This is a genomic window from Coleofasciculus sp. G3-WIS-01, from assembly GCF_040223135.1.
Taxonomy (GTDB): Bacteria; Cyanobacteriota; Cyanobacteriia; order Cyanobacteriales; family Coleofasciculaceae; genus Coleofasciculus.
This window is the reverse complement of record NZ_JAVJZI010000177.1, coordinates 1-23,690: the sequence shown is the minus strand read 5'-3', so window position 1 is coordinate 23,690 and position 23,690 is coordinate 1. Positions and strand designations below refer to the sequence as shown.

The following is a 23,690-nucleotide window of genomic DNA, read 5'->3' as shown; positions in this document are numbered from 1 at the left end:
TCGTGATTGCAACGCCGCAGTTTGTACGGGCGAAGCATTGGCGGAGTTCAATGAGCGATTACTTGCATTACTTTTGACACAGTTTGTAAGGGCGAAGCATTGGCGGAGTTCAATGAGCGATTACTTGCATTACTTTTGACACGCAAATGCTTCGCCCCTACTGAGAACGCACCAAAAGAAAAAGTACGGGTGGCTAGCTCGGAACTTAACGACTGTGGACAGGAAGCTGCCGACAGCCCTGGTTGAAGCAGTAAGTAAACATCAATGTCCGATTATGTCGTCCATTGTATGAGTTTTATATAGCACAAGAACGGGAACTCTTGAATGTACATCTATCGCACCTGTGAGTTTAATGAGAAAGCAGAACGCTATGGAATTGGCGATCGCATCGATGATCTGTGTACCCAACTACAAACTCAACGACTCGATGAAGTGCAATCCCGGTTTGAGCGGGTTTATCCTTACCTGAAGCGCCGCATCCTCAACCGCCGACTGATTGGTCGTATCCTGCATCTGGATAATCAGCAACTGTTGTGCTTTATTGATATCTTTAAACGGGGCGATCACGACTATGAACAGTTCCTCGAAGCCCCCATTCATTATGGTCAGACCCATTGGGAACCCCAACTTGACCGACAACAGATTCGCGATTGGCTCACCCAAGCCCAATCTGAGCAACCCTCGGTTGAACCCTTACCCGAACTCCCAGAAACCTTGCGTCCTTGGCTGGAGCCACCAAGATGGGAACCAGATATTGTCCCGGACGATTGGATGATCTATGAAAGCGAAGAATGGGTGAGACAGTTTACCACCGTTAAACTGCAACAGGCGTGGAAAACCTACTATCAGATTATTTCCCAGATTAATACCCATACAGCGACATCTATAGGAAATAGCAATAGTCACAGTGGTGTCATCCAAACCGATAGCTTCGCCGACACCCTAATCATTTCCCCTGATCAACCCCAGCTTCCAGAAAATGTCAACCTGTGGGGGGAAAACAATTGTTACGTCCTCTACAGCCAAATTGAAACCACTGATGGGAGTGTTCGGGGTGTCCTGTTTCTCATCGCCGCCTTTGATCACCCCCCCTCCAGCGCCGAGATTAGGGAAGTGGGACAGCGCACCACCCTATTCAACGGTGAAAACAGATCCAACCGCTTATCCCAACCCCAAACCATCCATGAATTAACCCCCTTCGCCCGTCGTTCCTATCCGGCGTACCTATTAGCCGATGAGGAAAGTTGGTTGGCGATTGAACGGGGTAGAGAGGCAAATCTCGCCCTTTCCCCAGAAGAAGAAGAAATTCTCCAATCGGTGTCTGGCGCTACCCCCCAAACCGATTCACTCCCCCTATTTATTAATGGACGGGCGGGTAGTGGGAAGTCCACGATGCTGATTTATCTATTTGCCGACTACTGCTACCGTAAACACTACACCCCCCAAGGACATCGCCGTCTCGAACCGCTTCCGGGTCAACCCCTGTTTCTCACCTACAATGAACGGCTATTAGAAATTGCCAGAGATGGGGTCAACCGACTCCTACGTTCCCACCACCGCTTTGTCGCTGAACGCAGTCCCGGCGATGACATCCCCAACTGCGATCGCGCCTTTCAACCCTTCGGTAAATTCCTGTTAAGCTTACTTCCACCCCAGGAACGAAAACGGTTTAATCCAGACCATTATATTTCCTTCCATCGATTCAAACAATTGTATCAAGGAACCCATCCCGAACCCGCCCTTGCCAAACTGATCCTGCATCTCCCCGAATCCCGCCATTATTCCCCAGAAATTTGTTGGCACATTATCCGCAGTTTTATTAAAGGATATGGTCAATCAGACTACATGACGCCGGAAGACTATCAGGAGGAAGTTCCCCGGAAAGAACGCACGATTGATGTAGAGAAATTCCAGGGAATCTATGAGACCATTTGGCAACACTGGTATAAGCATCTAACCACGGAACTAGATTACTGGGATGACCAAGATTTAATTGCCAGAGTCTTGGAATTGAAGTGTTATCATCCCGACTATACCGCCATCTTCTGCGATGAAGCCCAAGACTTTACCCGCCTAGAGTTACAGCTAATTATGCGGCTGTCTCTGTTTTCCCAATACCATTTGGGATATCAACCCATTCTTAGCTTACCCTTTGCCTTTGCCGGTGATCCCTTTCAAACCTTAAATCCAACCGGATTCCATTGGTCTAGCACCCAAGCCGCTTTTAATGCCGAAGTGATTACCGCCCTTGATCCGGCTGATCAATTAAAGTTGACCGTTAATTTTCAGGACTTGTCCTATAATTATCGATCAAGTCTGTCTATTGTTCAATTCACCAACTTAATTCAGCTTTGGCGTCACGTTCTCTTTGACATTAGAGAACTCCAACCTCAAACCCCATGGCATCCGGGTAATTTTCCTGAACCCCAAACCTTTATCCTCAATCAAACTATTAGTGCTGAGGAATTAATCCCCTATATTAAAGACACGATTATCATTGTTCCCTGTGAGGAAGGGGAAGAACTCGCTTATGCCCAAGCCGATGAAGTCTTGTCTCAAATTTTTCCTCAGTTAAATGATCAGGAACCGGGAACCGGGGATGAATTCGTAGGGGCGAAGCATTCGCGCCCTAATCCATCGGTTTTCTATTCACATCTCAACGCGAATGCTTCGCCCAATCCCCATGAATTCGTAGAAGCGAAGCATTCGCGCCCCAATCCCCAATCACCAATCACCAATCCCCAATCCCCAGAACCGTTAAAAAATGTTTTAAGCGCCATTTCTGCCAAGGGATTGGAATTTAAACGGGTGATATTGTATAAATTTGGTGAAGAGTGTAGCGATAATGTCTGGAATCTCCAAGGCGTTGACCAAAAAGTAAAGGTAGAATACTTTTTCAATAAACTCTATGTCGCGGCTAGTCGAGCAACGGATTATTTATTTATCGTCGATTCAGAAACTGGAAACCGCCAACTGTGGAACTATGCCAGTGATGAAGCCTTGTTACAGGCAATGTTAGGACATGCTAAACACAAAAGCCGTTGGCAAGATAAGGTGAAAACCCTAGCACCGGGTATGCCAAATATGGTAGAGACGATGCGTGAAAATGACCCGGGTGCGATCGCGCAAGAATTTCAGCTTAAAGGATTACATGCAGAAAATCCTAGTTTACTACGCCGAGCCAAACAATTCTATCGGGATTTAGGGGATATCACTCAAGCCAACTCTTGTCAGGCTTGGGCGCTGAAGTTTGAGAGGCAGTATCGAGACGCGGGTCATTGCTTTTTGGAGTTGGGGGAATCGGATCAGGCGTGGGATTGCTTCTGGCAGGGGCTGTGCTGGTCAGAATTAGTCGCTTGGTATGATTCGCACCCCCAAGATCAATCAGCGGCTGAGGGCATCCTGGCGCGGTTTATGGTGACACCTGCTGATGATTTAGCCGCACTGGATAGTTTTACTCGGTATATTATCAGTCATGAATCATCAGTTATTCAGGGAAATCAACAGGTTAATCAGCAAAAACAATGGCAGCAAGGAATTAAGGAATATGCCCGTCGCATTGAAACCATTCCCAATGATTCCTCAATACCATCATCACAATGGCAGCAGTTTGGCGAAGTTCTAGCTATCTTAGCCTCAGGGGGTTATCCAGAATTAAATGTCCAAGCCGGTACTTGTTTCTATCGCGCTCAAAATTACCACCAAGCGATACAGTATTGGCAGGAAAGTAATGCAACTCAAACCCCAGACTATCATCGGGCGAAAGCCTTTGCCGTCGGCATGCCAGAAGGATTAGTGTATTTGGCACAAGCAGGCGAAGCTGATCAGATTATCACCCAATGGCGGCAAGCTGGCAAACCGCGCGATCGCAGATGGCTGCGCTATGTCGCCCAAGGGTTGGAAATGAAGCAGGAATACCAACAAGCCTGTGTGGTGTATGTGGGGTTGGATGATTTAGCCAAAGTCAAAGACTGTTTTCGACTCGCTAGTCAAGATGGGATCAAAATCAAGCTACTGCGGCTACTGTTCCGCTATTTCTTCCGCCAGAAATACTGGCAAGACGCCCTCGAATTGTTCAATACCGATTTGCCTAATGTCATCGGTTCAACCGAGGAAAAAGCCGCGTTGAATTTCGACATTGTTTATGAATTGGCAGGTTCAGGATTAATCCCCCAAAACCTAAGCAAAGATCAACGCCAACAGTATGAACAATTTATGGAAGAGCGGGTTTTATCTACTCCAGACTGGCAAGAGTACCTGTTGATGCCACAGATAGGAATTGCCCTGGAAAAAGTTGGATTAATGGTTGAAACCTTATCATTTTACGAGGAATTTGTCAACGACACTAACCAACAACAGCGTCAATTTGCCCGGGAACGTTGGATAGGGACGAAGAAAAAACAGGTTGATTATGTGACGAATCAAGGAAAGCTGAGGAAAGCGGTAAAACTTCAGTCTAATTTGATTAAAAAAGCGCAGCAATGGGCAATGAATCCAGATGCTATCTCTGTAGTTCCCCCATTAGCGCCAAGAGAACGTCCTTTGAGAGACAAGGGAGCTAACTCAAAACCTAGTCAGGGCGGGTTTTGCACAAACGTTACTATCAATAACGAAAAGCAAGTTCCTAAACCCGCCCCTACACACTCAACACTTTACCAATCCCCTAAAACTGAGCAACTTACTATTACTGGATTACCCCCTGAAATAAGAGTGGAGGAGTTTGAAAAGGGGGTGATCGGATTTACGGTGCGTCACTTGGCGATTAAGGTGATGAAATCAACCCATCAAGTGTTAGTTACTGATATTCTCTCTCATCGAGATGTGCGTGTGGATTGGACAAAATGTCAGGTGAATTTAGGAGACGCGACGGTGGAAGCCGGGGGGAGTCAGCAGTTATCCTTTACTCTGGTTGCCAGTGGCTATCGTGGTGTTCTATTCTGTAATCAGCCAGAACCGCGACTGGAACTGGAGATTCAGGGATGTCAGGATCGGATTGCGATCTGTTTGTAGTCAGCACGCTTCGTGCTGGGAAATAGAACATCTGAAGCCACTAAAGTGGCTACTACAAACGTGGCTACTACAAACGACGCGATCGCACAGTGAAATCCCTTGGAGTTCCCTCCCCGTCGCCTTGGGGAGGGTTAGCGGCGAGATGACTTGCCGTGTCTAGTTAAAATCTCAATCCTACGCCACCCTGCACCGAAACCGCCGTGCCGCCTCCCTGACGATAGGCATCAAAAGCAATAATCGCATTACCAAAAAGCACCGTACTACCGCCAGGAACAACATAATCAATACCCGGTTGCAAAGCAAAGCTAGTTTTATCTCCCACCGGCGATGGCGTATCACCACTAGCAAACGCCGCACCCGCCCCCAGATAAACATCCGTTTGCCAGTTGAGGGGAAAGTCATAAGAAATGGTTGGCACCACCGCCGTACCTGCACCAATCAGGGCTTGCGCTCGCAGAGAGACAGGAAGTTCTAAGAGTTTGTACCGTACCGCCAACACTCCCCCAAATTGCCGCCCTTCACCGCGACTATCTTCTTCAATACCGAAAGTACCACCAGCCCCGACATAACTACCATAAGCGGCTTGAGCCGATGCTGAGGTGGGGGTAAACCCAAGACTCGCGAGTACTGCTGTAGCAAGGGTTACGCTGATACCAATAAAATTTCCCATATCCGGACTCCTCAGTACTGATGTCGCTGATTTTACCCTGCGACTACCTGACTTGCCACGGTTGCTCTTGAAACGTGAGCAGATCAAGGAAATTCAGAAAACTTAATCGAATTGGGTTTATTTCCACCCACCTACTGAGTAGTAAAACCCGCCCCTACACAGGTATATGGGAGAATGTCAAAATCCGGGAAGAGATTATTTTGCAGAGGATGAGTTGAAATCAATGCCTGATATTGTAGATATCGCCGTTAGTGCGGATTCGTTCCAAACCCTAGTAGCTGCTGTGCAAGCGGCTGGTTTAGTGGATACTCTCAAAAGTCCTGGTCCTTTTACGGTTTTTGCACCTAATGACGCCGCTTTTGCTAAGTTACCACCGGGAACCATACAAACCTTGCTCCAAAATATTCCCCAGCTTACGCGAATTCTGAAGTATCATGTCGTTTCTGGTAAATTGACTCAAGCTGATTTAGCTAATGTCGATTCAGTAACCTCTGTTGAGGGTTCGTCGATCCGAATTGACTGTTCTGATAGTTTTGAAGTCAAAAATGCGACAGTTGTTGCCCCTGATATCGAAGCGGATAATGGTATTATCCATGTCATTGACACGGTAATTCTCATGGGGTAAAGTCACCATCACTAGGGCGACCTGACCTGATTGAGTAAAGGGCGACCTGACCGAACCCAAGTGGACTGGTGTTGTTAATTGATACAAACGGGTCGCCCCTACAGGTTGTTAATGTAATGATATCAGATGTAAATTTCAATATGTTAATGTGTTAATTTTGCTACCATTTCATAGTGGTGATCGGTTGTAAATTTGGCAACGTCATAAGGTATTGAGAAAGATTCTATTTGGGCAGCAGCCTGTTTAATTACAAAAACACTCACACCAGAATTCTGTGGACTAGACTAACCCCAAGTTTCATTGACGAAATGATGAAAGAGGGGGAGGCAAAGTATAATGAATAGCAGCCATCAGCAGCCCAACTAATTTAACCAACCTCGAACAGAACAGCGTCAGCGGCTGTTTGTATTGGGAAGAGATTGGTTGCTAGCTAATCGCCGATTCGATCAGATCAGGAGAAACCATCCCGGTTGTTGCTGAAAACGGGTATTGGCAAAAAGTCATCTACAATGTGCAGCGCGATCGCGAGCCAAAATGTTGAGATAGGCGAGGGTTTAGGGAATCCTGGTAAATGGATATCAGGTGCAACTTTCCCAAAGGTTTCCCTCAATCCAATCCTCTCTATCCCATCTCTTGCAGGCGCTGATTATATACAAACTAAATGAAAACAAACGTTAACAGTCATCCGGATTGTACCGTTTCCCTAATGAAGTCAAAAGGAAAGCCAACTTGTAAGGTTGAAGCAGTCATGACAATGAAGAATGGTCAATGCAGCTCCTGTGGATCGTATCAGGTTAGAAGCAACAAAAACCGAAAGTTTCCAGCACTGAATACGATGACCCTAGGATTAGGCAACTCTAGCGCTCGCTATGCTGCACTGGATACGTATGTTTGTGTCAATTGCGGTTATGTTGAAAGCTACGTGGCTTCGGCGGACGATCTAAACTACATTCAGGAGAACTGGGCAAAGGTTGAGGCTCCCCGTGAAAATGGAAGAGCGCCCAAAAAACTTGAATCGCTCCCCTCTAGAGCGCACGAGGAGTTGAAGCATCGAGCTATGCACGGTTAACCATGGAGATGATTCATCGTTCATAGTTCATGTCTGTCCCCTTGCTATGAACGATGTAGCTAGCCCGGGTCAATCTTGCCAATATCCTAAATGCTTACGAGCCGCGTCTGTAGCAACACGACCACGAGGGGTTCGATGTAAGTACCCAATCTGTAATAAATACGGCTCATACACTTCCTCAATGGTTTGAGCGTCTTCTCCAGTTGCGGCGGCTACGGCTTCTAAGCCCACAGGTCCTCCCTGGAATTGTTCAATCATCACACTTAACACGAGCCGATCTGTCCAATCCAAACCCGCCGGATCGACATTGAATACTTCCAGAGCTTCGGCGGCGACATCCTGGTTAATTACGTCCATCTTTTTCACCTGAGCATAATCTCGTACTCGCCTGAGTAAACGATTGGCAATGCGGGGAGTTCCCCGAGAACGACGGGCAATTTCTACCGCCCCTTCTTCACTCACCGGCGCTTGTAATAACTGGGCGGTTCGTTGCACAATTAAACTCAATTCATCGGGTTCGTAGAACCGCAGACGCTGGATCAAACCGAAGCGATCGCGCAAGGGGGAGGTGAGTGATCCCACCCTTGTCGTAGCGCCAACTAGGGTAAACTGGGGTAAGGGAATACTCCGGGTTCGCGCCGATTGCCCTTTGCCAATGGTAATATCCAAACGATAATCCTCCATCGCCGGATACAAAAGTTCCTCACTCATGCGCGAGAGGCGATGAATTTCATCGATAAATAAAATATCCCCCGGTTTAAGATTCACTAAAATCCCCACAATATCCCGGGGGCGTTCCAAAGCCGGAGCCGCCGTAATTTTGCAATTTGTCCCCATCTCTGTCGCCAAAATTAGCGACATCGTGGTTTTGCCCAATCCCGGCGGTCCGTACAAGAGCAAATGGTCTAATGATTCATTTCGCGCCTTCGCCGCTGCGATCGCAATTCCTAAGAGGTCTTTGAGTTCTTTTTGCCCGATATAGTCGGCTAGCCGGTGGGGACGAATCCCTTCCTCTTGGTTCTCTGTTTCCTCGGCTATCGCAGTAGCCAGTAACAAGTCTGTTTCCAACTCTTGCTGGCGTTCCTTACGGCGACCCTTTTTTTTCTGACGAGATGGGGGTTGTGGGTCAGGTTCTTGAGATTGTCTAAAGGACGTTATAGCCATGATTTAAGCCTATCATTTCATCTGCAACCGAGACACTCAAGCACAAAAGGTTTAGATTAGTTAAGAGAGTAAGTATTATCCCATCACACAGCGTAAGACATCTGACATGCTAGCTAAACGAATCTTACCTTGCCTGGATGTAAAGGCTGGGCGGGTGGTCAAGGGCGTCAACTTTGTAAATTTGCAAGATGCTGGTGATCCAGTGGAATTGGCACAAGCTTACAACCAAGCTGGTGCTGATGAACTGGTGTTTTTGGATATCACTGCTACTCATGAAGACCGCGATATTATTATTGATGTTGTCTACCGTACCGCAGAACAGGTGTTTATTCCCTTAACCGTCGGCGGCGGTATCCAATCCTTAGAAACTGTTAAATTATTGTTAAGGGCTGGTGCTGATAAAATCAGTATTAACTCGGCGGCTGTCCGCAATCCAGATTTTATCAATCAAGCCAGCGATCGCTTTGGCAATCAATGTATTGTCGTGGCGATTGACGCCCGTCGCCGCGTAGATCCCAGCCATCCGGGTTGGGATGTTTTCGTGCGTGGCGGACGAGAAAATACAGGACTTGACGCGATCGCCTGGGCAAAAGAAGTCGAGCGACGTGGCGCGGGAGAACTGTTGGTAACCAGCATGGATGCTGATGGGACTCAAGCTGGGTATGACTTAGAGCTAACCCGCACCATTGCTGAACAGGTAGAAATTCCGGTAATTGCCTCCGGTGGTGCTGGAACTTGCGATCACATTTATCAAGCCCTAACCGAGGGGAAAGCCGAAGCCGCCCTCTTAGCCTCTTTATTGCATTACGGACAACTCACCGTATCGGAAATTAAGCACCATTTGCAGCACCATCAGGTTCCCGTCAGGATGATCTAAGGTTTCTCAAATCCCGGCTGATCTGCCTTTAACTCTTGTGACTTATATCACACAATTGGATTGTTTGCAGCTACATAGACGACTGCTAGAATAGATTCGATGTTACATTTCGTAAATTATGTTGATTGCTATTTTAATATTTGATATTGCTTTAGTCGCTTGGTCACTGCACTTAATGCAACAGGCGTTTGATACACGAGAGTTTTCCTTGATGCTGGCTGGCACCTTGGTGGCGATGTCAGCCGCCGCCATGTTAGTGGTATATTTTTTGATGGACAGCTATTTGGGCTACTTGAGTCGCATTGCGGCAGTGTCAGGTTCGTTTTAGGGATGCTATTGTTTCATAACTCGATAATCTCTCACGAGGCAATAATTTAATTAAGACTTGACGCAGCGATAAAATAAAGGCATGATAGAAGATGCTGCACGGGGCTATAGCTCAGCTGGTAGAGCACCTCAATGGCATTGAGGGGGTCAGCGGTTCGAATCCGCTTAGCTCCATTAACTGCATATAATAGGGTTTTGGTGACGCGATCGCGGGATGAGTGATCATGAGTGAGTAGAATTGATCTGTTCATCCTTTGAAAGTCAACCCAACAACCACAATCATGAATGCCACTGAACAAGCTCCTCTAGACGAACAAACCTTGAGCCGATGCTGTTTGGCACCGATATTTGCTGACATTATGTGTAAGGGTCAGATCAGTTTGTCTGACTGGCGTGAATTGATGACAGCTCCTTGGGACAATTCTTTCACAAATAATGATGAAGCTATCTTAATGCGGTTGATCTATGGTGTGCATCGTGGACTCGTGAAAGTTGTCGATTGACACTCCCCGCCTATGAGTACATAGGCGAGGTCTTCTCGCCGAAATTAGATAAAGCGATGTTGGGTGTTTATCCTCAAACTGGCTAAATTGATTCTAAATTTCGTTTGGCTTCCTGAGCCACTTGCTCAACCGAGTCATTGGCTAAGGCTTCTAAGGCGGCTCTAGCCTCTGAACTATCGAAGGGCTTGAGCGCCTGGGCGACTCGGTAACGCACTTGCCAGTCAGGATCGGTGGCAAAGGGAACTAATAGTGGCACAGCACGGGGATCACCTAGTTCTCCCAACGAACTAATCGCAGCGGTTTGAATCAAGCTGGTTTCGGAGGAAAGTGCTTCTTCTAAGAGGGGAAAAGCACGCGAGGAGCCCAGTTCACCTAATGCCGCAACAATACTAAACTGCAATAACCATTCCGATGATTGGTGATATAACTGTTGCATCTCATCAAACGCCTCGGTCATCTTCAGGGCGCCCAAAGCGTCAGCGGCTGCAGCTTGGACATCCGGTTCCGAGTCGTTCAAGAGGCGATCGCGTAACATTCTCAAGGTGAGTGATAAATCCTGATCTCCAAGGGTATCAAGTTGGCTAACGGCGGCGTACCTAACCCGAGCATTAGCGTCAGTCACAATAGGCTGGACTAATTCATAAGCTATCGATGGTTCTAGCTGACGTAGTAGATTTACCCCACTTAGGCGGTTGCCAAAGTCCTCGGAATTTAGCAACTGTTCAACAGACTCACGAGAAACAGTCATTTGTAATGTATTTATTATTGATCAGTGATTTATCTTGAATCGTGGCACTCTACCATAAGCCCACAGTTTTAGGCGGTGGGTTTATGACTATTCCAATTCCGCAATCATTGCCCGCACAATATCTCCCGCCGTGAGGACACCAATCACTTTCCCCTGGTTGTCAGTCACCGCTAAACGGCGCAGGGATTTGTCCTGCATTAGTTTGGCGGCTTTGCGTAAGGGTTGATCGGGCTTGACAACCACAGGTTCATGGGTCATGACTTCTCCAACGGTTTGCCCTAGTGCCTTGTGCAGTTCTTCTTCGTACCGGGCTGGGTTTTCTAGATAAATCACACTGTCGAGAAATACGATGTAGACAGGGGGTTCTACTCCTGTCTGTTGCCACAACAAATCTGTTTCTGAAATAATGCCCACCAATTTGCCTGTATCATTGACCACCATCAAACCACTGATACCTCGTTGGGCAAGAATTTTCATCGCCTCTTTAATCGGCGTTTGGGGGGTAACCGTGATCGGGTCACGGCTCATCACTTCGGCAACGGTTTTGGGCATATTCAGGTTTAGTGTTTTCAAAGGAAGTACTCATCCTATTTTAGGGTTTTAGGCAAGTGCGGGGATCAATTGCGCTGCAATTTCTCTGTTGAGGACACGAGTTCAATGATCTGAACTGGAAGATTCTCTTTTATGCATAAAAACATTTTTATGTCAATATTCAATAAGGAGTTATAAATTATTATTGGGGGATAAGCTGGTTTTTATTTGAAAATTTAAACATAATCAGACTTCCTGAAATATTTTATTATTGTTCAGATGAAAATTCACTTGCATAGGGCTTTGGTTACCATAGCGGCGGCGAATATCGAGCCACTGGTTGAGTTTTATAGTCAATTACTTGCCGAATCTCCCCATTGCCATATTCCCAACAACTATGCCGAGTTTCATCTCCCTGGATTGCGACTCGGACTATTTAAACCCAGGGATAACCATCGACAGGAATTTGAGCAGTCTGAGAAAAGTGGATTGAGCTTGTGTTTAGATGTCGATGACTTAGACGCCGCGATCGCACAATTGTGCAACCTGGGATATCCCCCACCGGGCGAAATCATCGTCGCCTCCCATGGGCGGGAAATCTACGCCTATGACCCCAATGGCAATCGCTTAATTTTACACCAGCCTCAGCCTTAAGTGATCGCCACGTCATAAGCAACATTGGCAAAGGCATAGACGCTATAGAGAAGTAAAACCGTAATCGCGACGATCATAACCATACGTGGACGAGGTGACGGTACAATGGCTTCCCTAACCCACATGGAGGCTGCTGCACCAATCGCGAAGCTAGAACTGAGGACAAGGTATTGCCAGTCAGGTTGAAAGACCCAATTTAAGCCCAAAGCCAAGGTTAACAATACCATCAAATGTTCGATTGACTCCGGTGGATTTTGCTGCGTGGAAAGCACCAATGTGCGCCAACAGAATTGTAAATGTCTCATGAAAAAACTCATCAGCGAGAACTATTGGTTAAGATAATTCAGGGCAACTAATTTGGCTACTGTTGGTGGGGAAGATGATTGTACTCTTGTAAATAAGTCAGCGCCTCATCCGTGTTGACCTGCGGAAATTCCCCATAGAAACGGCTGACACTGAGAAAGTCATCCGGTGTTTCCAGGATAACTAAGCGATCGCAAAAACGACTGAGCCACTTGATCAATCCGGCTGGTGCGACGGGTGTACAAATCCAGATCTGGTGAGGATGATGCTCTTTCAACGCTTGAGTTGCTGCAACCATCGTCATCCCTGTAGCAATCCCATCATCAACCAAAAGGGCTAACATTCCTTGGGGATTAGCCTGAGGACAACCTTTGGCAAATTCAGCAAGCTGAGCTTGAGCTTTATCTTGAGCATGACGCAGGGCGGTGTTTCGCAAACTAGACTGAAGTCTTCTCCATAGTCGGTGTTGCGCCCACAAAACTTGTCCTTCTGAGGTGACAGCGCCAATGGCTAATTCTGGATTTTGGGGGGTGGTAATTTTTTTAGCCACCACGATATCCAGAGGACAATTTAACCGACGAGCAACCGGTACAGCGACAGGAATACCGCCACGGGGGAGTGCATACACCACGGGTGATACAGTATCATCCGTCGTCGTTTCCAGTTCAGTAATTTGGGTGAGCAGAACTTGAGAAAGCTCCTCACCGGCATGAGCGCGATCGCTAAATAGCGGAGCCGATGACATAGGTTCCTCCAGCATTTAACAGACCTGCCCTAATCATGCCTGATTTTGGTTATGCTTTTAGATCAATCAAGCATGATTCTTAACATCAATTGCCTCCACCCTAGATATACCGTAGGGTGGGCACTGCCCACCACCATGCCAGTCAGTACCATTGTTCTTAACATAAGGTCATACGTCGCAACTTACAACTCGCCAATGGAGTCTTGTGTGGTGATTTGTCGCACTCAGAAACCCCAGGAACGAAGGGGTAAAATTTTACTGATTGATGCGGTAAAAGAGGTGGCGCGGGTACAGGCGCAGAGTTTCTTGAAGCCGGAACACCAGAAACGGATTTTAGCCGCGTATCGCGGGTTTAGGGATGAGGAGGGGTTTGCTAAGGTGGTGACGGTTGAGCAGGTGAGTCAACAGGATTATAGTTTGTCGATTCCGCTTTATGTGCGGAGGGTGTTGGAAAATGGGATGGAGACGGATAAGCGTAGTTTAAAGGAACTCTGGTCGGATTGGCAGGAGTCAGGGCGGGAGTTTTGGCGACAGATGGATGAGGTGGTTGAGATGTTAGACCAGATGATGTGAAGTCCTCTAATCCGCTACCCTGAAATTAGGGTCTTCCTGCACCCTATCGGTTAAAAATGATTAGAAGAACTCCCCCAAAACAAGTCTATGGTTCAATCTTTGACCCAAACTGTTACCTTTGAAGAGTTTATTGCGTGGTATCCTAATACAGGAAAACGCTACGAACTCCACGATGGGGTAATTGTCGAAATGCCCAAACCCACTGGCACACACTCTAACGTAACAGGCTTTTTGATAGAAGAGTTGATTCTTACCATTGTCCAGATGGGAAAGCGAGGAAGTTGGACAATTCCTAGAGAATCTATTGTTAAATCTAGCAATGGGAAGTCAGGATATGAGCCTGATATTATCGTCTTAGACCAAGAAGCCATAAAAGCAGAACCCCGTTGGCAAAAAGAATCTATTATTGAAAATGCTCAATCTGTCAAACTCATTGTTGAAGTTGTCAGTACAAACTGGCGTGACGATTATTTTAAAAAGAGAGCAGACTATGAAGAAATGGGTGTTTTTGAATATTGGATTGTTGATTATGCTGCGCTAGGAGGACGCAATTTCTTAGGGAGTCCCAAACAACCGACGGTATCGGTTTATCAACTTGTTGAGGGGGAGTATCAAATGAATCAGTTTCAAGGGGATGATGTAATTATTTCCCCTACGTTCTCTGAGCTTAATCTCAGGGCAGAACGAATTTTTCAAGTAGGTCAGTCATTATAAAAATAGTATTGCTCGTCTTATAATTAACTAAAGAATGGTTTGTTAATCATGGAAAACACTGATCTAAGTGCTTATAATTTAGCAGTAAAATTAGGGGCAATTAGGATTGCTAAAGATTTGCCGACTAATCTAATCAGCAACAAAAATTCTTGTGACAGAATAGTAGCTTTAAGCTAAATACTTACTAATAAGTCTAGGAAGAAAATGGCTAAATTTCGGACATCGAAAAACCAAAACTCTGTTCCTGAGTCTATTGATCTCATGTTCAGAGATTTGAAACGTGATCCTTCAATCAAGTTTTTGGGGAACCATCAAGGTCAAATATTAAATAAGTATAAAAAAGATTACTTAAAGAATGCTAAGAATATTGCTATCGAATTACCAACGGGTACGGGAAAAACACTTATTGGTCTTTTAATTGCTGAATATCGGCGGAGAGTACTAAAAGAAAGGGTTGTTTATCTATGCCCTACTCGTCAACTTTGTAGTCAAGTTCATGAAAAAGCAGATTTGTATGGAATTAATACAGTAACTTTAACTGGATCACAGAGAGATTATAATACAACTGAGTTTTACAACTATCAAAGATCTGAGGTAGTTGCTATTACTACTTACAGTAGCATTTTTAATACTAATCCAAGGATTAACGATCCAAATATAATTATTTGTGACGATGCTCATGCTGCGGATGATTATGTAGCGTCTTTATGGACAGTTTCTATTAATAGAAATAACCATAAACAACTGTTTGACCAAATTGTTCGTATTCTTGAGCCAGTAATGCCTGACTATATAGCTTACTATATCAAACATCATGGCATCTCTTACGAAAAAAAACAAGTTGATTTGATCTCAAATATTGCTTGTCATAATAAACATCAGCAAATTATAGAATCTTTGGAGTCATTAATTAAAATTAACGAAAACGATCAAAATTACCGAGACCTAAAATATGCTTGGGGTTTTATCTCATCTCATCTTGATGCTTGTTCGATATATTGTTCATCAGAAAACTTTGAAATTCGTCCAATTATTCCTCCCACGTTAACTCATCAACCATTTTCAAATGCACATCAACGAATATATATGTCAGCAACATTAGGAGAAGATGGGTATCTTGAGCGTGTTTTTGGAGTTAACAAAATACATAAAATCCCTATTCCTGAAGAATGGAATAAAAGGAGTATAGGAAGAAAGTTAATTTTTTTACCAGCAATGTCATCGGGAATTAATCCAAAAGAAGTTGCTGCTATAATGCTTCAAAAAAGAAAGCGTGGACTTATTCTTGTTCCCAACAATACATCTCTTCAAGCATGGTCAAATTTTTTAAAGGATACCCACACTATATTACAGTCAACAGATATTGAAAAAAGTTTAGAGACTTTTACTAAAAGTAACAAGCCTACGGTTCTCATACTTGCTACTCGTTATGATGGAATTGATCTACCTGGTGATGACTGTCGCTTTATAGTCCTAGACGGAATGCCTACTGGTAGTGGATTGCAGGAAAAATTTTTACTGACTCGTCTTGGAGCATCCTCACAATTACGCAATCGTATCCGTACCAGAGTTACACAAGCAATGGGGCGATGCACTCGTGACGAAAACGATTATGCTTTAGTTATACTTCTTGGAGAAGATTTAACGAAGTGGTGCTGTACGTCTATTAATTTACAAGGGATGCACCCAGAGTTACAAGCAGAAATTCAATTTGGGTTAGATAATTCTACAGAGTTGGAAGTCGATAATTTTGTTGAGCTAGGCGAAGATTTTTTTAATAAAACTCCAGATTGGAAAGACGCTGAGGATGAGATTCAAAAACTTCGTGATTCTTCATTGAAAGTATCAGATGATGTAGCTGAAGCTCTTGCAAAATCTATGCCTCATGAAATCAATTATGTTTATCAATCTTGGAATGGTAAACATAAAGAAGCATTCAATGAAGCAACAAAAGTTTTAGATTCTTTAGAGGGGGGGGGACACAACTTAAGCCTTATGTCACTTTTTGGTATCATCAAGCAGCAAATTCTGCTTTTTTAGCATGGAAAGAGTCTGATAAAGAGATCTTTAGAAATTCAGCTATTTCTAATTTAGAAGAAGCATTGAAAACCACTAAAGACAATAACTGGCTAAATAAGCTATTTCCTTATCTAGAGAAGGCAGCAGATGAAAATGATAATCTTCCTTGGAGAGAATGGTTCATGCAAATAAATGATTTATTAACGGAATGGGGGATTATGGGTAGGAAGTACTATCAAAAAGTTGCTACTGTGCAAACAAATATTGAAAATATAGATGCTACACCTTTTGAAGATGGGTTAGAGTCACTTGGTCGAATGCTTGGCGCGAAAACCCATAAATGGAAAAAGAAAGAACAAGGTAAACCTGATGGACTCTGGATATTTGGAAATTGGCACGCCTTTGTATTTGAAGCAAAAACTGAGGAAGGACGCACTGAAGAAACAGCTAATTATGGTATCTCGTTAAATACAGTCACTCAAGCTGGTAGACATGAAACAACTGTCAGAGCAGAAGGACATATTCCTGATTCTGTACCTTGTTCAACTGTTCTGATTTCTCCTAGACAGAAACTTAATGAATCTGCAATAATCCACACTCAAGAAATTAGCTATTGTTCTCATGACGAAATGGTAAAGCTGTTTGATAGGACTGCATCGGTTTTAGAACTCGTTCGTTCTTTTGCTCCCAATAATACAGAGGAAGATATGATGGAATATGCCATAGAGGTTTACAGTAAGCGTAATCTAGGAATGCAAGATATTAAAAATCTACTTCTAAAACAAAAACTAGATAGTCTACCAAAAACTAAAAGCTAGGTAAAATGTAAAGTCAGAATGATTTGATCTGCTTTAGTAACGACTGCAATAAAAGGGGGTCTTCCGTAGTTGGTGTGCTAAATTGGCAGACGGTATTGATCGTTATATTGCACTTGAACATATTGACCCCGATGATTTAAAAATTCGCCGTTGGGGATTGGTTTCTGAGGGAATCACCTGTTGCACTGTCTCACCGCCTCGATAGAATGAAAAGCAAAGAAACATGAATAAACGTAAGGGGTCTTTAATCAGCTATGCGAATGCTACATACAATGCTGCGCGTCGGTGACTTGGATGAGTCACTCAAATTCTACTGTGACGTGCTGGGAATGAAACTATTGCGGAAAAAGGACTATCCCGGCGGGAAATTTACCTTAGCGTTTGTCGGCTATGGCGATGAGTCTGACCATACCGTGTTAGAACTAACCTACAACTGGGGTGTTGACCAATACGAGTTAGGTGATGCCTATGGTCACATTGCGATTGGCGTTGATGATATTTACGGCACCTGTGAGCAAATTAAGGAGCGTGGCGGTAAAGTCGTGCGGGAACCTGGTCCAATGAAACATGGTTCTACTGTCATCGCTTTTGTTCAAGACCCCACGGGTTATAAGATTGAGTTAATCCAATTGGGGACTCAAGGCTCAGCCAAACCTCAAGAAAAAGCTACAGCGGCTAGTCATTAACAATTTAAGTAGAATGGCACGCTCAGATGAGGCTGGTGGGCAATGCCCACCCTACGGTATATCTTTAGCATGTGTAGGGGCGGGTTTCACTACTATCGTTTCTGACCTCACCCAAATGTAACTAAACCCGCCCCGATGTAGAGACGTAGCATGCTACGTCTCTACATTCCCGTGTTCCCTGTTACCTGTTCCCTGTTCCCTACAAATTCCGTGCCAATTGAGTGATAATTTGATCCTCCTTCCCCATAACCCATTGGGCAAAGCGTTGGGCTAAGGGTGGTACAAATACCAGAGGGTTGGTAAATCCAGAGAAAATATAGACACCCTCTACGCCCTGAATTGCTCCCACCACAGGTAAATTATTACCACCAAACGCCACTAAACAGTGATGCCAAGTTCCTGGTAGGCTAGCTAAAGCAGGTAGGACATTCCCCACCTGAGTACGAATGGCAGACTCACTAGCGGCTGAGTTTACCTCTGCAAAAGGTTGAGTCAGAACACGACTAATTTGACCCATCCGTAAACTACCATCTAGAAACTGAATCGCCCCAGCATCTAAAATCGGTGGCACGGATTCGTAAGCCGGTTCATCCCAAAAGGGTTCTACCTCCGCAGCGCTAGCTTGAGCTTCAAGTTGAAAGCGTTGGGTGTTTGCCGGCATGATTAATGTCCGCAATTTCAGGTCAACTGGTGGTGTTTCAATCACTTCCGCGTGGGTGAAGTAGACGCGCACCTGAATCCCGGCGGCGTTGAGCAAGGCGCGGCTGAATCCCCCGGCACAAATAACCGTATTGGCAGCATGATAGGTTTGATTATCCGAGGTTTTCACCCCCTGAACCCTATCCCCTTGGCGCAGAAGTTCCACCACTTGAGCAATCTGCTGTTCACCCCCAGCGCGACAAAAGGCTTGGCGATAGCCTTGGGTGAGGTGTTCCGGATGAATATGACCATGACGAACCGTGAGAACGCCCGCGATCGCATTAGGATTGAGTAGGGGTTCTAACTCACAAGCCTCCTTGACTGAGAGTAATTTTGGCACAATGGCAAAATTTGCATAAGCCGCCGCCATTGTTTCTGGGTTTTGGTTGGCAGAAATGGTCAGGACTAAATCCAATTCCCGAAACTGGGTATCATGGTCTAATTCTGCTGATAAATGACGGTGACGTTCAATTCCCTGGGCGCATAGCACTCTCGTCAGGTCTGATTTCCCTGACCAATAGGCTAAACCGCCATAACTGTACCGAGTTGCGCCTTGAATTGCTGTGTCCGCATCGACCAACAGAACCGTTAAACCCGCCTGGGTAAGTTCATAAGCGAGTGCGGCTCCGGTAATACCCCCACCAACAACAATCCAATCGTAGGTTTTCATGGTTTTTTGCTCATTCTCCACATCTGCCATTGTTATGATTAACCCCTTAGTTAAGGTAATCAGGATTTACGCACAGTCTCCATCTGTAGGTGGGCATTGCCCACCCTACCACTCCCATTTTGATTGGGATTAATGTCTTAGTTGAGGTAATCTCTAACAACCGATGGCTGCATTATTTTTCAGATGTTTGGATGATGGAATAGAACAGCTTGTATAGTAAGACCTCTTGAATTAAATTTATGCTTAGCCGAATCAAAGACCTCGCCCAAGAGCTTGCACCGCGTCTGATTGAAATTCGCCGCCACTTCCATGCTCATCCGGAATTGAGCGGTCAGGAATACCAAACAGCGGCTTATGTCGCGGGTGTGCTGTCGTCCTGTGGCATTGTTGTCCAAGAAGGGATTGGCAAAACTGGCGTGATTGGTGAGTTAGTTGGGGGTACTGATGAACGCCTAGTTGCCATTCGCACGGATATGGATGCGTTACCGATTACCGAAGCCACCGCTCTGGAATTTGCCTCGCGTAAGATGGGGATAATGCACGCCTGTGGTCATGATGTTCACACCACTGTTGGTTTAGGTACGGCGATGGTGTTGTCCGGATTAGGGGAACAATTACCAGGAAATGTGCGCTTCTTGTTTCAACCCGCTGAAGAAATCGCCCAAGGTGCCAACTGGATGGTGCAAGATGGAGCGATGACTGATGTCAGTGCCATTTTTGGGGTTCATGTGTTCCCGTCGATTCCAGGGGGTTCTATTGGTGTCCGTTATGGCGCACTGACGGCGGCGGCGGATGATTTGGAAATCTTTATTATGGGGGAATCGGGTCATGGTGCCCGTCCCCATGAAGCCGTGGATGCGATTTGGATTGCGGCTCAGGTGATTACTACTCTACAGCAAGCGATTAGCCGCACTCAGAATCCTTTACGTCCGATAGTCTTGACAATTGGACAGATTAATGGTGGACGCGCTCCGAATGTAATCGCGGATCAAGTCCATTTAGCCGGAACCGTGCGATCGCTCCACCCCGAAACTCACGCGAATCTGCCAGAATGGATTGAGTCAATTGTGGCAAGTGTCTGCCAGATGTATGGCGCTCGCTGTGAGGTAAATTATCGCCGAGGTGTGCCTTCGGTGCAAAATGACTTAGCTTTGACTCAACTCTTAGAAGCATCTGCCAAAGAAGCCTGGGGAAGTGAGCGAGTGCAAATTTTACCCGAATCCTCGATGGGGGCGGAAGATTTTGCCATGTATCTAGAACATGCTCCCGGTACGATGTTCCGCCTCGGCGTCGGGTTTAAGGATAAACCCAATTATCCCTTACATCACCCCCAATTTGAAGTGAATGAATCGGCGATTATTACGGGTGTGGTTACGCTGGCTTATGCTGTCTACCGATATTGGCAACAGTCTGTTTTGTAGTTAAGGGAGTTTTGAATTTTGACCCTTCACTTCGCGTATGGCATGGTTTGTCGGGGCGGGTTTCACTACTATCGTGTATTATTCACCCAGATGCGACTAAACCCGCCCCAACCCAGTGGAATAATTTATCGGTTGTCGGGGCGGATTTTACTACTATCGTGTATTATTCATCCAGATGCGACTAAACCCGCCCCGACTAAGTGGGAGAATAAGGTTATGACTTTAACTTGTCAACAACTTTTACAAAAACACAATCATGTCTGGCATAAAGCCACCATACATCCATTTCTCGAACAGTGTAAATTAGGCACAATTAAACCCGAACAATTTAACACCTGGCTAGTGCAAGATTATTTATTTGTGCTAGAATTTACCCGCCTGATCGGGCGAGTCTTAGCCGCCGCCCCTACCGCACATTTTGATACTCTATTGAGTGGGGCAAGTGCCATCAAAGATGAACTGGCTTGGTTTCGGGAAAAGGCGATGGAGCGATCATTAAATTTAAATACTCAAAAACAACCCGCCTGTAACCAATACTGTCACTTCATGCAAACGCTTTGGGATATGCCTTATCCCGTCCAAGTTACTGCTTTTTGGGCGATTGAATTGGCATATAATCAGGGCTGGCAATTGCCAGGTCAGATGAGTGAGCCTTACAATGAATTTGCACAACGCTGGGGGAATACCGGATTTACTGAGTATGTCACTTTGTTGGAAAAACAAGCGAATCAGGTATTGCCAGAGGCATCAGAATCGATTCAACAGCAAGCCGAGTCTGCCTTTTTGCAAATCGCTCAATTAGAAGCAGAGTTTTGGCAAATGGCGTTTAATGCTGGAACGGTCGTGCCGAATAATGGAACCCATTCCCCAGTGTTCAATGACCCCTAATCATGATATCACACGCAAGGAAAAAAGTATGACCCGCGCCATTATGGAAACGGAAAAAGGTACAATTCATCTGGATTTATTCGAGAAAGATGCTCCGAATACGGTGAAAAACTTTGTTGATCTCAGTGAAAAAGGATTCTATGACGGATTGAATTTTCATCGCGTTATTCCCAATTTTATGATTCAAGGAGGCTGTCCTATGGGAACGGGCACGGGGGGTCCTGGCTATACGATCAAATGTGAAATTAACCCCAATAAGCATTTAGCTGGGTCATTATCCATGGCACATGCGGGTCGGAATACTGGTGGGAGTCAATTTTTTATTTGCCACTCGCCTCAACCCCATTTAGATGGAGTCCATACTGTTTTTGGCAAGACAGAGGATATGGATGTTGTCAATGCTATTCAAAAAGGCGATAAAATTCTTTCGGTGAAGATTGAACAGTAATTGCCTGCTCATTTAGTTGGAGGGCAAAGCCGATTCAGCAAGGGGTTTGATTGGGTGAATCACGATGACATTTTCATCCTGATCATCCCCACTGTTGTACAGATAGTCAAAGGCGGCGGTATCATTGAGCAGATGCGATCGCAAAAATAAGGCACTCCACCGCGCAATCGTTTCTGTGGCTACATCCTGGTCTATTAAAGGTCTGACGGGATCGCGGACGGGATTATCTTTATTGGTAATCCCATAATGGTTAGCCCCTTTGACAATCACTAAAGCTTTGGGTGGATCTTGAATCTGATTGTAAGTGGCTGTGACTTCAACTAAATCGGCAATTGTGTCTTGACTTCCGGCGATTAAAGCGGTAGGAATCATTTGATTATTAATCGGAGGAAATGAACCTGTTTCGGGGGGATCTTTAAAGTTTGTACCATAGAAAATACCAGCCATTAATTCGGGAGGCTGGGTAAATTTGTCTACGCAAACGTTGGGAGCGCAGATGTTTTGGATAACGGCTAATCCGACAAACCCGCCAAACGAATGTCCGAGTAATCCTAGTTTGTTGGTATTAACCATTCCAGCAATCGGTGAATCCGGATTAGCGTTTTCTTCTTTTATATAAGAAAGAACTTCATTGACTTGCTGCTGTTCGGCAATAAACCCAGTGACGGGTTCTCCGGTTCTGGGATTGGTTACAGTGCGTTCATGATTGGGGACAACCACGACAAATCCATAACTGGCGACGGTACTGGCGAAGTTGGAGTAATCGGCTTTATCTACTAATGCTCCTTGTAACAGTAGGGCGATAGGAAATTGATTGGTGTTGGTGTTAGAATTTGAGGGAATCGGGAAATAGATATCGGCGGGAGCACCATTGGTCGTAATAGTTGTTTGATAGGTATTGACTGTATCGAATAAAGGTTCGGCGCTAAAGGTTGCCCCGGTTGGTTCTCCTGGTGCTAAAGCAATCAATAATGTCCCGACTAGGGTCAAGGATGATCGTTTGTTCGTGGATAAAGAACTCATTGTCTGTGAGATTTTCGGATTATTTTAAGACTGTCGGAAAAATTGAGTCCATTGTCAAGTGTTTCTGATAGCTTTAAATCGGGCGCACGGGGCGTTTAAATCGGGCGCACGTCGGTGCGCCCCTACGGTGAAACGCTTAAATAATTTAAATAGGCATTAGGTTTAACCTAATGCCTTATTAGTCGATAGATAATCGTCAGAGGAACTCTAGCCTAATACAGCTAACAGGTTAACCCACTGTCACTTGAGTCGTATCAACAGCTTTTGCGCCATTGACCCCTCTGGCAACCTTCACCATTTTGTCCAAAATCGCCTGATCAGGAACCTTACCCTTCAAAACCACAGTGGTACTCGTTTGTGCTACTTGACGCTCCCATCGCTAAAAGCGAGGGATTCTCAGTTCAATGAGTGAACTTACCCAAACTAAGTTTCCTTACTTTGAGCAGAGGTTCTTCTCTCCCTGAGCGTTAATTTCTGTTCGCCCAACAGTATTTTTAGTGCTAGA

The 23,690-nt window shown here is 45.3% G+C and carries 25 protein-coding genes, 1 tRNA gene and 1 pseudogene; 17 read left to right on the top strand and 10 right to left on the bottom strand.

Annotated elements, in window-relative coordinates:
- Window positions 1-324: 324 nt before the first annotated feature.
- Window positions 325-5,010, top strand: coding sequence for a hypothetical protein (locus tag RIM23_RS17460; protein WP_446368438.1), 4,686 nt, complete (start codon window positions 325-327; stop codon window positions 5,008-5,010).
- 160 nt (window positions 5,011-5,170) lie between these two features.
- On the opposite strand, the gene RIM23_RS17455 is transcribed toward RIM23_RS17460, so the two are convergent.
- Window positions 5,171-5,680, bottom strand: a complete 510-nt coding sequence (locus tag RIM23_RS17455) for a hypothetical protein (protein WP_446368437.1) — start codon at window positions 5,678-5,680, stop codon at window positions 5,171-5,173.
- Between the two features lie 223 nt (window positions 5,681-5,903).
- On the opposite strand from RIM23_RS17455, the gene RIM23_RS17450 reads away from it, so the two are divergent.
- Window positions 5,904-6,305 (top strand): fasciclin domain-containing protein, encoded by a 402-nt coding sequence (locus RIM23_RS17450; protein WP_446336631.1) that lies wholly within the window; start codon window positions 5,904-5,906, stop codon window positions 6,303-6,305.
- A 451-nt stretch (window positions 6,306-6,756) separates the two neighbouring features.
- On the opposite strand, the gene RIM23_RS17445 is transcribed toward RIM23_RS17450, so the two are convergent.
- Window positions 6,757-6,915: a hypothetical protein gene (locus tag RIM23_RS17445; RefSeq protein ID WP_446368436.1), complete on the bottom strand. Its 159-nt coding sequence runs from the start codon at window positions 6,913-6,915 to the stop codon at window positions 6,757-6,759.
- A gap of 51 nt (window positions 6,916-6,966) precedes the next feature.
- Here RIM23_RS17445 and RIM23_RS17440 point away from each other — a divergent pair, with 51 nt between their 5' ends.
- Window positions 6,967-7,374: a hypothetical protein gene (locus RIM23_RS17440; protein ID WP_446368435.1), complete on the top strand. Its 408-nt coding sequence runs from the start codon at window positions 6,967-6,969 to the stop codon at window positions 7,372-7,374.
- Between the two features lie 69 nt (window positions 7,375-7,443).
- On the opposite strand, the gene ruvB is transcribed toward RIM23_RS17440, so the two are convergent.
- A complete protein-coding gene (gene ruvB, locus RIM23_RS17435) occupies window positions 7,444-8,538 on the bottom strand; it encodes a Holliday junction branch migration DNA helicase RuvB (RefSeq protein ID WP_446368434.1) in 1,095 nt (364 codons plus the stop codon).
- Window positions 8,539-8,644: 106 nt separating this feature from the next.
- Here ruvB and hisF point away from each other — a divergent pair, with 106 nt between their 5' ends.
- From hisF to RIM23_RS17415, 4 genes are all read left to right on the top strand, one after another.
- The gene (gene hisF, locus RIM23_RS17430; protein ID WP_446336634.1) at window positions 8,645-9,415 is read left to right on the top strand and encodes an imidazole glycerol phosphate synthase subunit HisF; all 771 of its coding nucleotides are present in this window, start codon (window positions 8,645-8,647) and stop codon (window positions 9,413-9,415) included.
- Window positions 9,416-9,533: 118 nt separating this feature from the next.
- A complete protein-coding gene (locus RIM23_RS17425; RefSeq protein WP_446336635.1) occupies window positions 9,534-9,743 on the top strand; it encodes a hypothetical protein in 210 nt (69 codons plus the stop codon).
- A 100-nt stretch (window positions 9,744-9,843) separates the two neighbouring features.
- Window positions 9,844-9,916, top strand: a tRNA-Ala gene (locus RIM23_RS17420).
- A 107-nt stretch (window positions 9,917-10,023) separates the two neighbouring features.
- Complete coding sequence (locus tag RIM23_RS17415; RefSeq protein ID WP_446368433.1) at window positions 10,024-10,245, top strand: hypothetical protein; 222 nt, start codon at window positions 10,024-10,026, stop codon at window positions 10,243-10,245.
- Window positions 10,246-10,327: 82 nt separating this feature from the next.
- Here RIM23_RS17415 and nblB read toward each other — a convergent pair whose 3' ends face one another.
- Together nblB and RIM23_RS17405 are read right to left on the bottom strand one after the other, a co-directional pair.
- Entirely contained in the window at window positions 10,328-10,993 is a 666-nt protein-coding gene (gene nblB, locus RIM23_RS17410; protein WP_446368432.1) for a phycobilisome degradation protein NblB, read from the bottom strand.
- A gap of 87 nt (window positions 10,994-11,080) precedes the next feature.
- Window positions 11,081-11,545, bottom strand: coding sequence for a CBS domain-containing protein (locus tag RIM23_RS17405; RefSeq protein WP_446368446.1), 465 nt, complete (start codon window positions 11,543-11,545; stop codon window positions 11,081-11,083).
- Window positions 11,546-11,803: 258 nt separating this feature from the next.
- Here RIM23_RS17405 and RIM23_RS17400 point away from each other — a divergent pair, with 258 nt between their 5' ends.
- Window positions 11,804-12,178 (top strand): VOC family protein, encoded by a 375-nt coding sequence (locus tag RIM23_RS17400; protein ID WP_446368431.1) that lies wholly within the window; start codon window positions 11,804-11,806, stop codon window positions 12,176-12,178.
- Here the strand turns inward: RIM23_RS17400 and RIM23_RS17395 are convergent.
- Window positions 12,175-12,483, bottom strand: coding sequence for a hypothetical protein (locus RIM23_RS17395; protein WP_446356316.1), 309 nt, complete (start codon window positions 12,481-12,483; stop codon window positions 12,175-12,177). The genes RIM23_RS17400 and RIM23_RS17395 overlap by 4 nt on opposite strands.
- A 56-nt stretch (window positions 12,484-12,539) precedes the next feature.
- Window positions 12,540-13,226 carry a phosphoribosyltransferase gene (locus tag RIM23_RS17390; protein ID WP_446368430.1) on the bottom strand — a complete coding sequence of 229 codons (687 nt, stop codon included), beginning with the start codon at window positions 13,224-13,226 and terminating at the stop codon, window positions 12,540-12,542.
- Window positions 13,227-13,421: 195 nt separating this feature from the next.
- Here RIM23_RS17390 and RIM23_RS17385 point away from each other — a divergent pair, with 195 nt between their 5' ends.
- The 6 genes from RIM23_RS17385 to gloA all read left to right on the top strand — a co-directional run bounded on the left by RIM23_RS17385 (window position 13,422) and on the right by gloA (window position 18,036).
- Entirely contained in the window at window positions 13,422-13,799 is a 378-nt protein-coding gene (locus RIM23_RS17385; RefSeq protein WP_446368429.1) for an N-6 DNA methylase, read from the top strand.
- Window positions 13,800-13,886: 87 nt separating this feature from the next.
- Window positions 13,887-14,513 carry a Uma2 family endonuclease gene (locus RIM23_RS17380; RefSeq protein ID WP_446368428.1) on the top strand — a complete coding sequence of 209 codons (627 nt, stop codon included), beginning with the start codon at window positions 13,887-13,889 and terminating at the stop codon, window positions 14,511-14,513.
- Window positions 14,514-14,717: 204 nt separating this feature from the next.
- Window positions 14,718-16,553: a DEAD/DEAH box helicase family protein gene (locus tag RIM23_RS17375; protein ID WP_446368427.1), complete on the top strand. Its 1,836-nt coding sequence runs from the start codon at window positions 14,718-14,720 to the stop codon at window positions 16,551-16,553.
- 62 nt (window positions 16,554-16,615) lie between these two features.
- Window positions 16,616-17,350: a hypothetical protein gene (locus RIM23_RS17370; protein ID WP_446368426.1), complete on the top strand. Its 735-nt coding sequence runs from the start codon at window positions 16,616-16,618 to the stop codon at window positions 17,348-17,350.
- A gap of 82 nt (window positions 17,351-17,432) precedes the next feature.
- The gene (locus RIM23_RS17365) at window positions 17,433-17,555 is read left to right on the top strand and encodes a hypothetical protein (protein WP_446368425.1); all 123 of its coding nucleotides are present in this window, start codon (window positions 17,433-17,435) and stop codon (window positions 17,553-17,555) included.
- Between the two features lie 49 nt (window positions 17,556-17,604).
- The gene (gene gloA / locus RIM23_RS17360) at window positions 17,605-18,036 is read left to right on the top strand and encodes a lactoylglutathione lyase (protein WP_006098088.1); all 432 of its coding nucleotides are present in this window, start codon (window positions 17,605-17,607) and stop codon (window positions 18,034-18,036) included.
- Between the two features lie 199 nt (window positions 18,037-18,235).
- Here the strand turns inward: gloA and RIM23_RS17355 are convergent, their stop codons facing one another.
- Window positions 18,236-19,405 carry an NAD(P)/FAD-dependent oxidoreductase gene (locus RIM23_RS17355; RefSeq protein WP_446368424.1) on the bottom strand — a complete coding sequence of 390 codons (1,170 nt, stop codon included), beginning with the start codon at window positions 19,403-19,405 and terminating at the stop codon, window positions 18,236-18,238.
- A gap of 239 nt (window positions 19,406-19,644) precedes the next feature.
- Here RIM23_RS17355 and RIM23_RS17350 point away from each other — a divergent pair, with 239 nt between their 5' ends.
- From RIM23_RS17350 to RIM23_RS17340, 3 genes are all read left to right on the top strand, one after another.
- Complete coding sequence (locus RIM23_RS17350) at window positions 19,645-20,826, top strand: M20 family metallopeptidase (RefSeq protein WP_446368423.1); 1,182 nt, start codon at window positions 19,645-19,647, stop codon at window positions 20,824-20,826.
- Window positions 20,827-21,042: 216 nt separating this feature from the next.
- Window positions 21,043-21,714: a TenA family transcriptional regulator gene (locus RIM23_RS17345; protein ID WP_446356309.1), complete on the top strand. Its 672-nt coding sequence runs from the start codon at window positions 21,043-21,045 to the stop codon at window positions 21,712-21,714.
- 28 nt (window positions 21,715-21,742) lie between these two features.
- The gene (locus RIM23_RS17340) at window positions 21,743-22,162 is read left to right on the top strand and encodes a peptidylprolyl isomerase (protein WP_446368445.1); all 420 of its coding nucleotides are present in this window, start codon (window positions 21,743-21,745) and stop codon (window positions 22,160-22,162) included.
- Window positions 22,163-22,174: 12 nt separating this feature from the next.
- Here the strand turns inward: RIM23_RS17340 and RIM23_RS17335 are convergent, their stop codons facing one another.
- Together RIM23_RS17335 and RIM23_RS17330 are read right to left on the bottom strand one after the other, a co-directional pair.
- A complete protein-coding gene (locus RIM23_RS17335) occupies window positions 22,175-23,185 on the bottom strand; it encodes an alpha/beta hydrolase family protein (RefSeq protein WP_446368422.1) in 1,011 nt (336 codons plus the stop codon).
- A 229-nt stretch (window positions 23,186-23,414) separates the two neighbouring features.
- Window positions 23,415-23,549: pseudogene (locus RIM23_RS17330) on the bottom strand (BON domain-containing protein); the annotation flags it as partial.
- Window positions 23,550-23,690 lie beyond the last annotated feature (141 nt).

What these genes read in the sequence shown, in the direction of transcription:
- RIM23_RS17460 (WP_446368438.1), top strand. Translation starts at nt 325, where the DNA reads ATGTACATCTATCGCACCTGTGAGTTTAATGAGAAAGCAGAACGCTAT.
- RIM23_RS17455 (WP_446368437.1), bottom strand. Translation starts at nt 5,680, where the DNA reads ATGGGAAATTTTATTGGTATCAGCGTAACCCTTGCTACAGCAGTACTC.
- RIM23_RS17450 (WP_446336631.1), top strand. Translation starts at nt 5,904, where the DNA reads ATGCCTGATATTGTAGATATCGCCGTTAGTGCGGATTCGTTCCAAACC.
- RIM23_RS17440 (WP_446368435.1), top strand. Translation starts at nt 6,967, where the DNA reads ATGAAAACAAACGTTAACAGTCATCCGGATTGTACCGTTTCCCTAATG.
- ruvB (WP_446368434.1), bottom strand. Translation starts at nt 8,538, where the DNA reads ATGGCTATAACGTCCTTTAGACAATCTCAAGAACCTGACCCACAACCC.
- hisF (WP_446336634.1), top strand. Translation starts at nt 8,645, where the DNA reads ATGCTAGCTAAACGAATCTTACCTTGCCTGGATGTAAAGGCTGGGCGG.
- RIM23_RS17425 (WP_446336635.1), top strand. Translation starts at nt 9,534, where the DNA reads ATGTTGATTGCTATTTTAATATTTGATATTGCTTTAGTCGCTTGGTCA.
- RIM23_RS17415 (WP_446368433.1), top strand. Translation starts at nt 10,024, where the DNA reads ATGAATGCCACTGAACAAGCTCCTCTAGACGAACAAACCTTGAGCCGA.
- nblB (WP_446368432.1), bottom strand. Translation starts at nt 10,993, where the DNA reads ATGACTGTTTCTCGTGAGTCTGTTGAACAGTTGCTAAATTCCGAGGAC.
- RIM23_RS17405 (WP_446368446.1), bottom strand. Translation starts at nt 11,545, where the DNA reads ATGCCCAAAACCGTTGCCGAAGTGATGAGCCGTGACCCGATCACGGTT.
- RIM23_RS17400 (WP_446368431.1), top strand. Translation starts at nt 11,804, where the DNA reads ATGAAAATTCACTTGCATAGGGCTTTGGTTACCATAGCGGCGGCGAAT.
- RIM23_RS17395 (WP_446356316.1), bottom strand. Translation starts at nt 12,483, where the DNA reads ATGAGACATTTACAATTCTGTTGGCGCACATTGGTGCTTTCCACGCAG.
- RIM23_RS17390 (WP_446368430.1), bottom strand. Translation starts at nt 13,226, where the DNA reads ATGTCATCGGCTCCGCTATTTAGCGATCGCGCTCATGCCGGTGAGGAG.
- RIM23_RS17385 (WP_446368429.1), top strand. Translation starts at nt 13,422, where the DNA reads ATGGAGTCTTGTGTGGTGATTTGTCGCACTCAGAAACCCCAGGAACGA.
- RIM23_RS17380 (WP_446368428.1), top strand. Translation starts at nt 13,887, where the DNA reads ATGGTTCAATCTTTGACCCAAACTGTTACCTTTGAAGAGTTTATTGCG.
- RIM23_RS17375 (WP_446368427.1), top strand. Translation starts at nt 14,718, where the DNA reads ATGGCTAAATTTCGGACATCGAAAAACCAAAACTCTGTTCCTGAGTCT.
- gloA (WP_006098088.1), top strand. Translation starts at nt 17,605, where the DNA reads ATGCGAATGCTACATACAATGCTGCGCGTCGGTGACTTGGATGAGTCA.
- RIM23_RS17355 (WP_446368424.1), bottom strand. Translation starts at nt 19,405, where the DNA reads ATGAAAACCTACGATTGGATTGTTGTTGGTGGGGGTATTACCGGAGCC.
- RIM23_RS17350 (WP_446368423.1), top strand. Translation starts at nt 19,645, where the DNA reads ATGCTTAGCCGAATCAAAGACCTCGCCCAAGAGCTTGCACCGCGTCTG.
- RIM23_RS17345 (WP_446356309.1), top strand. Translation starts at nt 21,043, where the DNA reads ATGACTTTAACTTGTCAACAACTTTTACAAAAACACAATCATGTCTGG.
- RIM23_RS17340 (WP_446368445.1), top strand. Translation starts at nt 21,743, where the DNA reads ATGACCCGCGCCATTATGGAAACGGAAAAAGGTACAATTCATCTGGAT.
- RIM23_RS17335 (WP_446368422.1), bottom strand. Translation starts at nt 23,185, where the DNA reads ATGAGTTCTTTATCCACGAACAAACGATCATCCTTGACCCTAGTCGGG.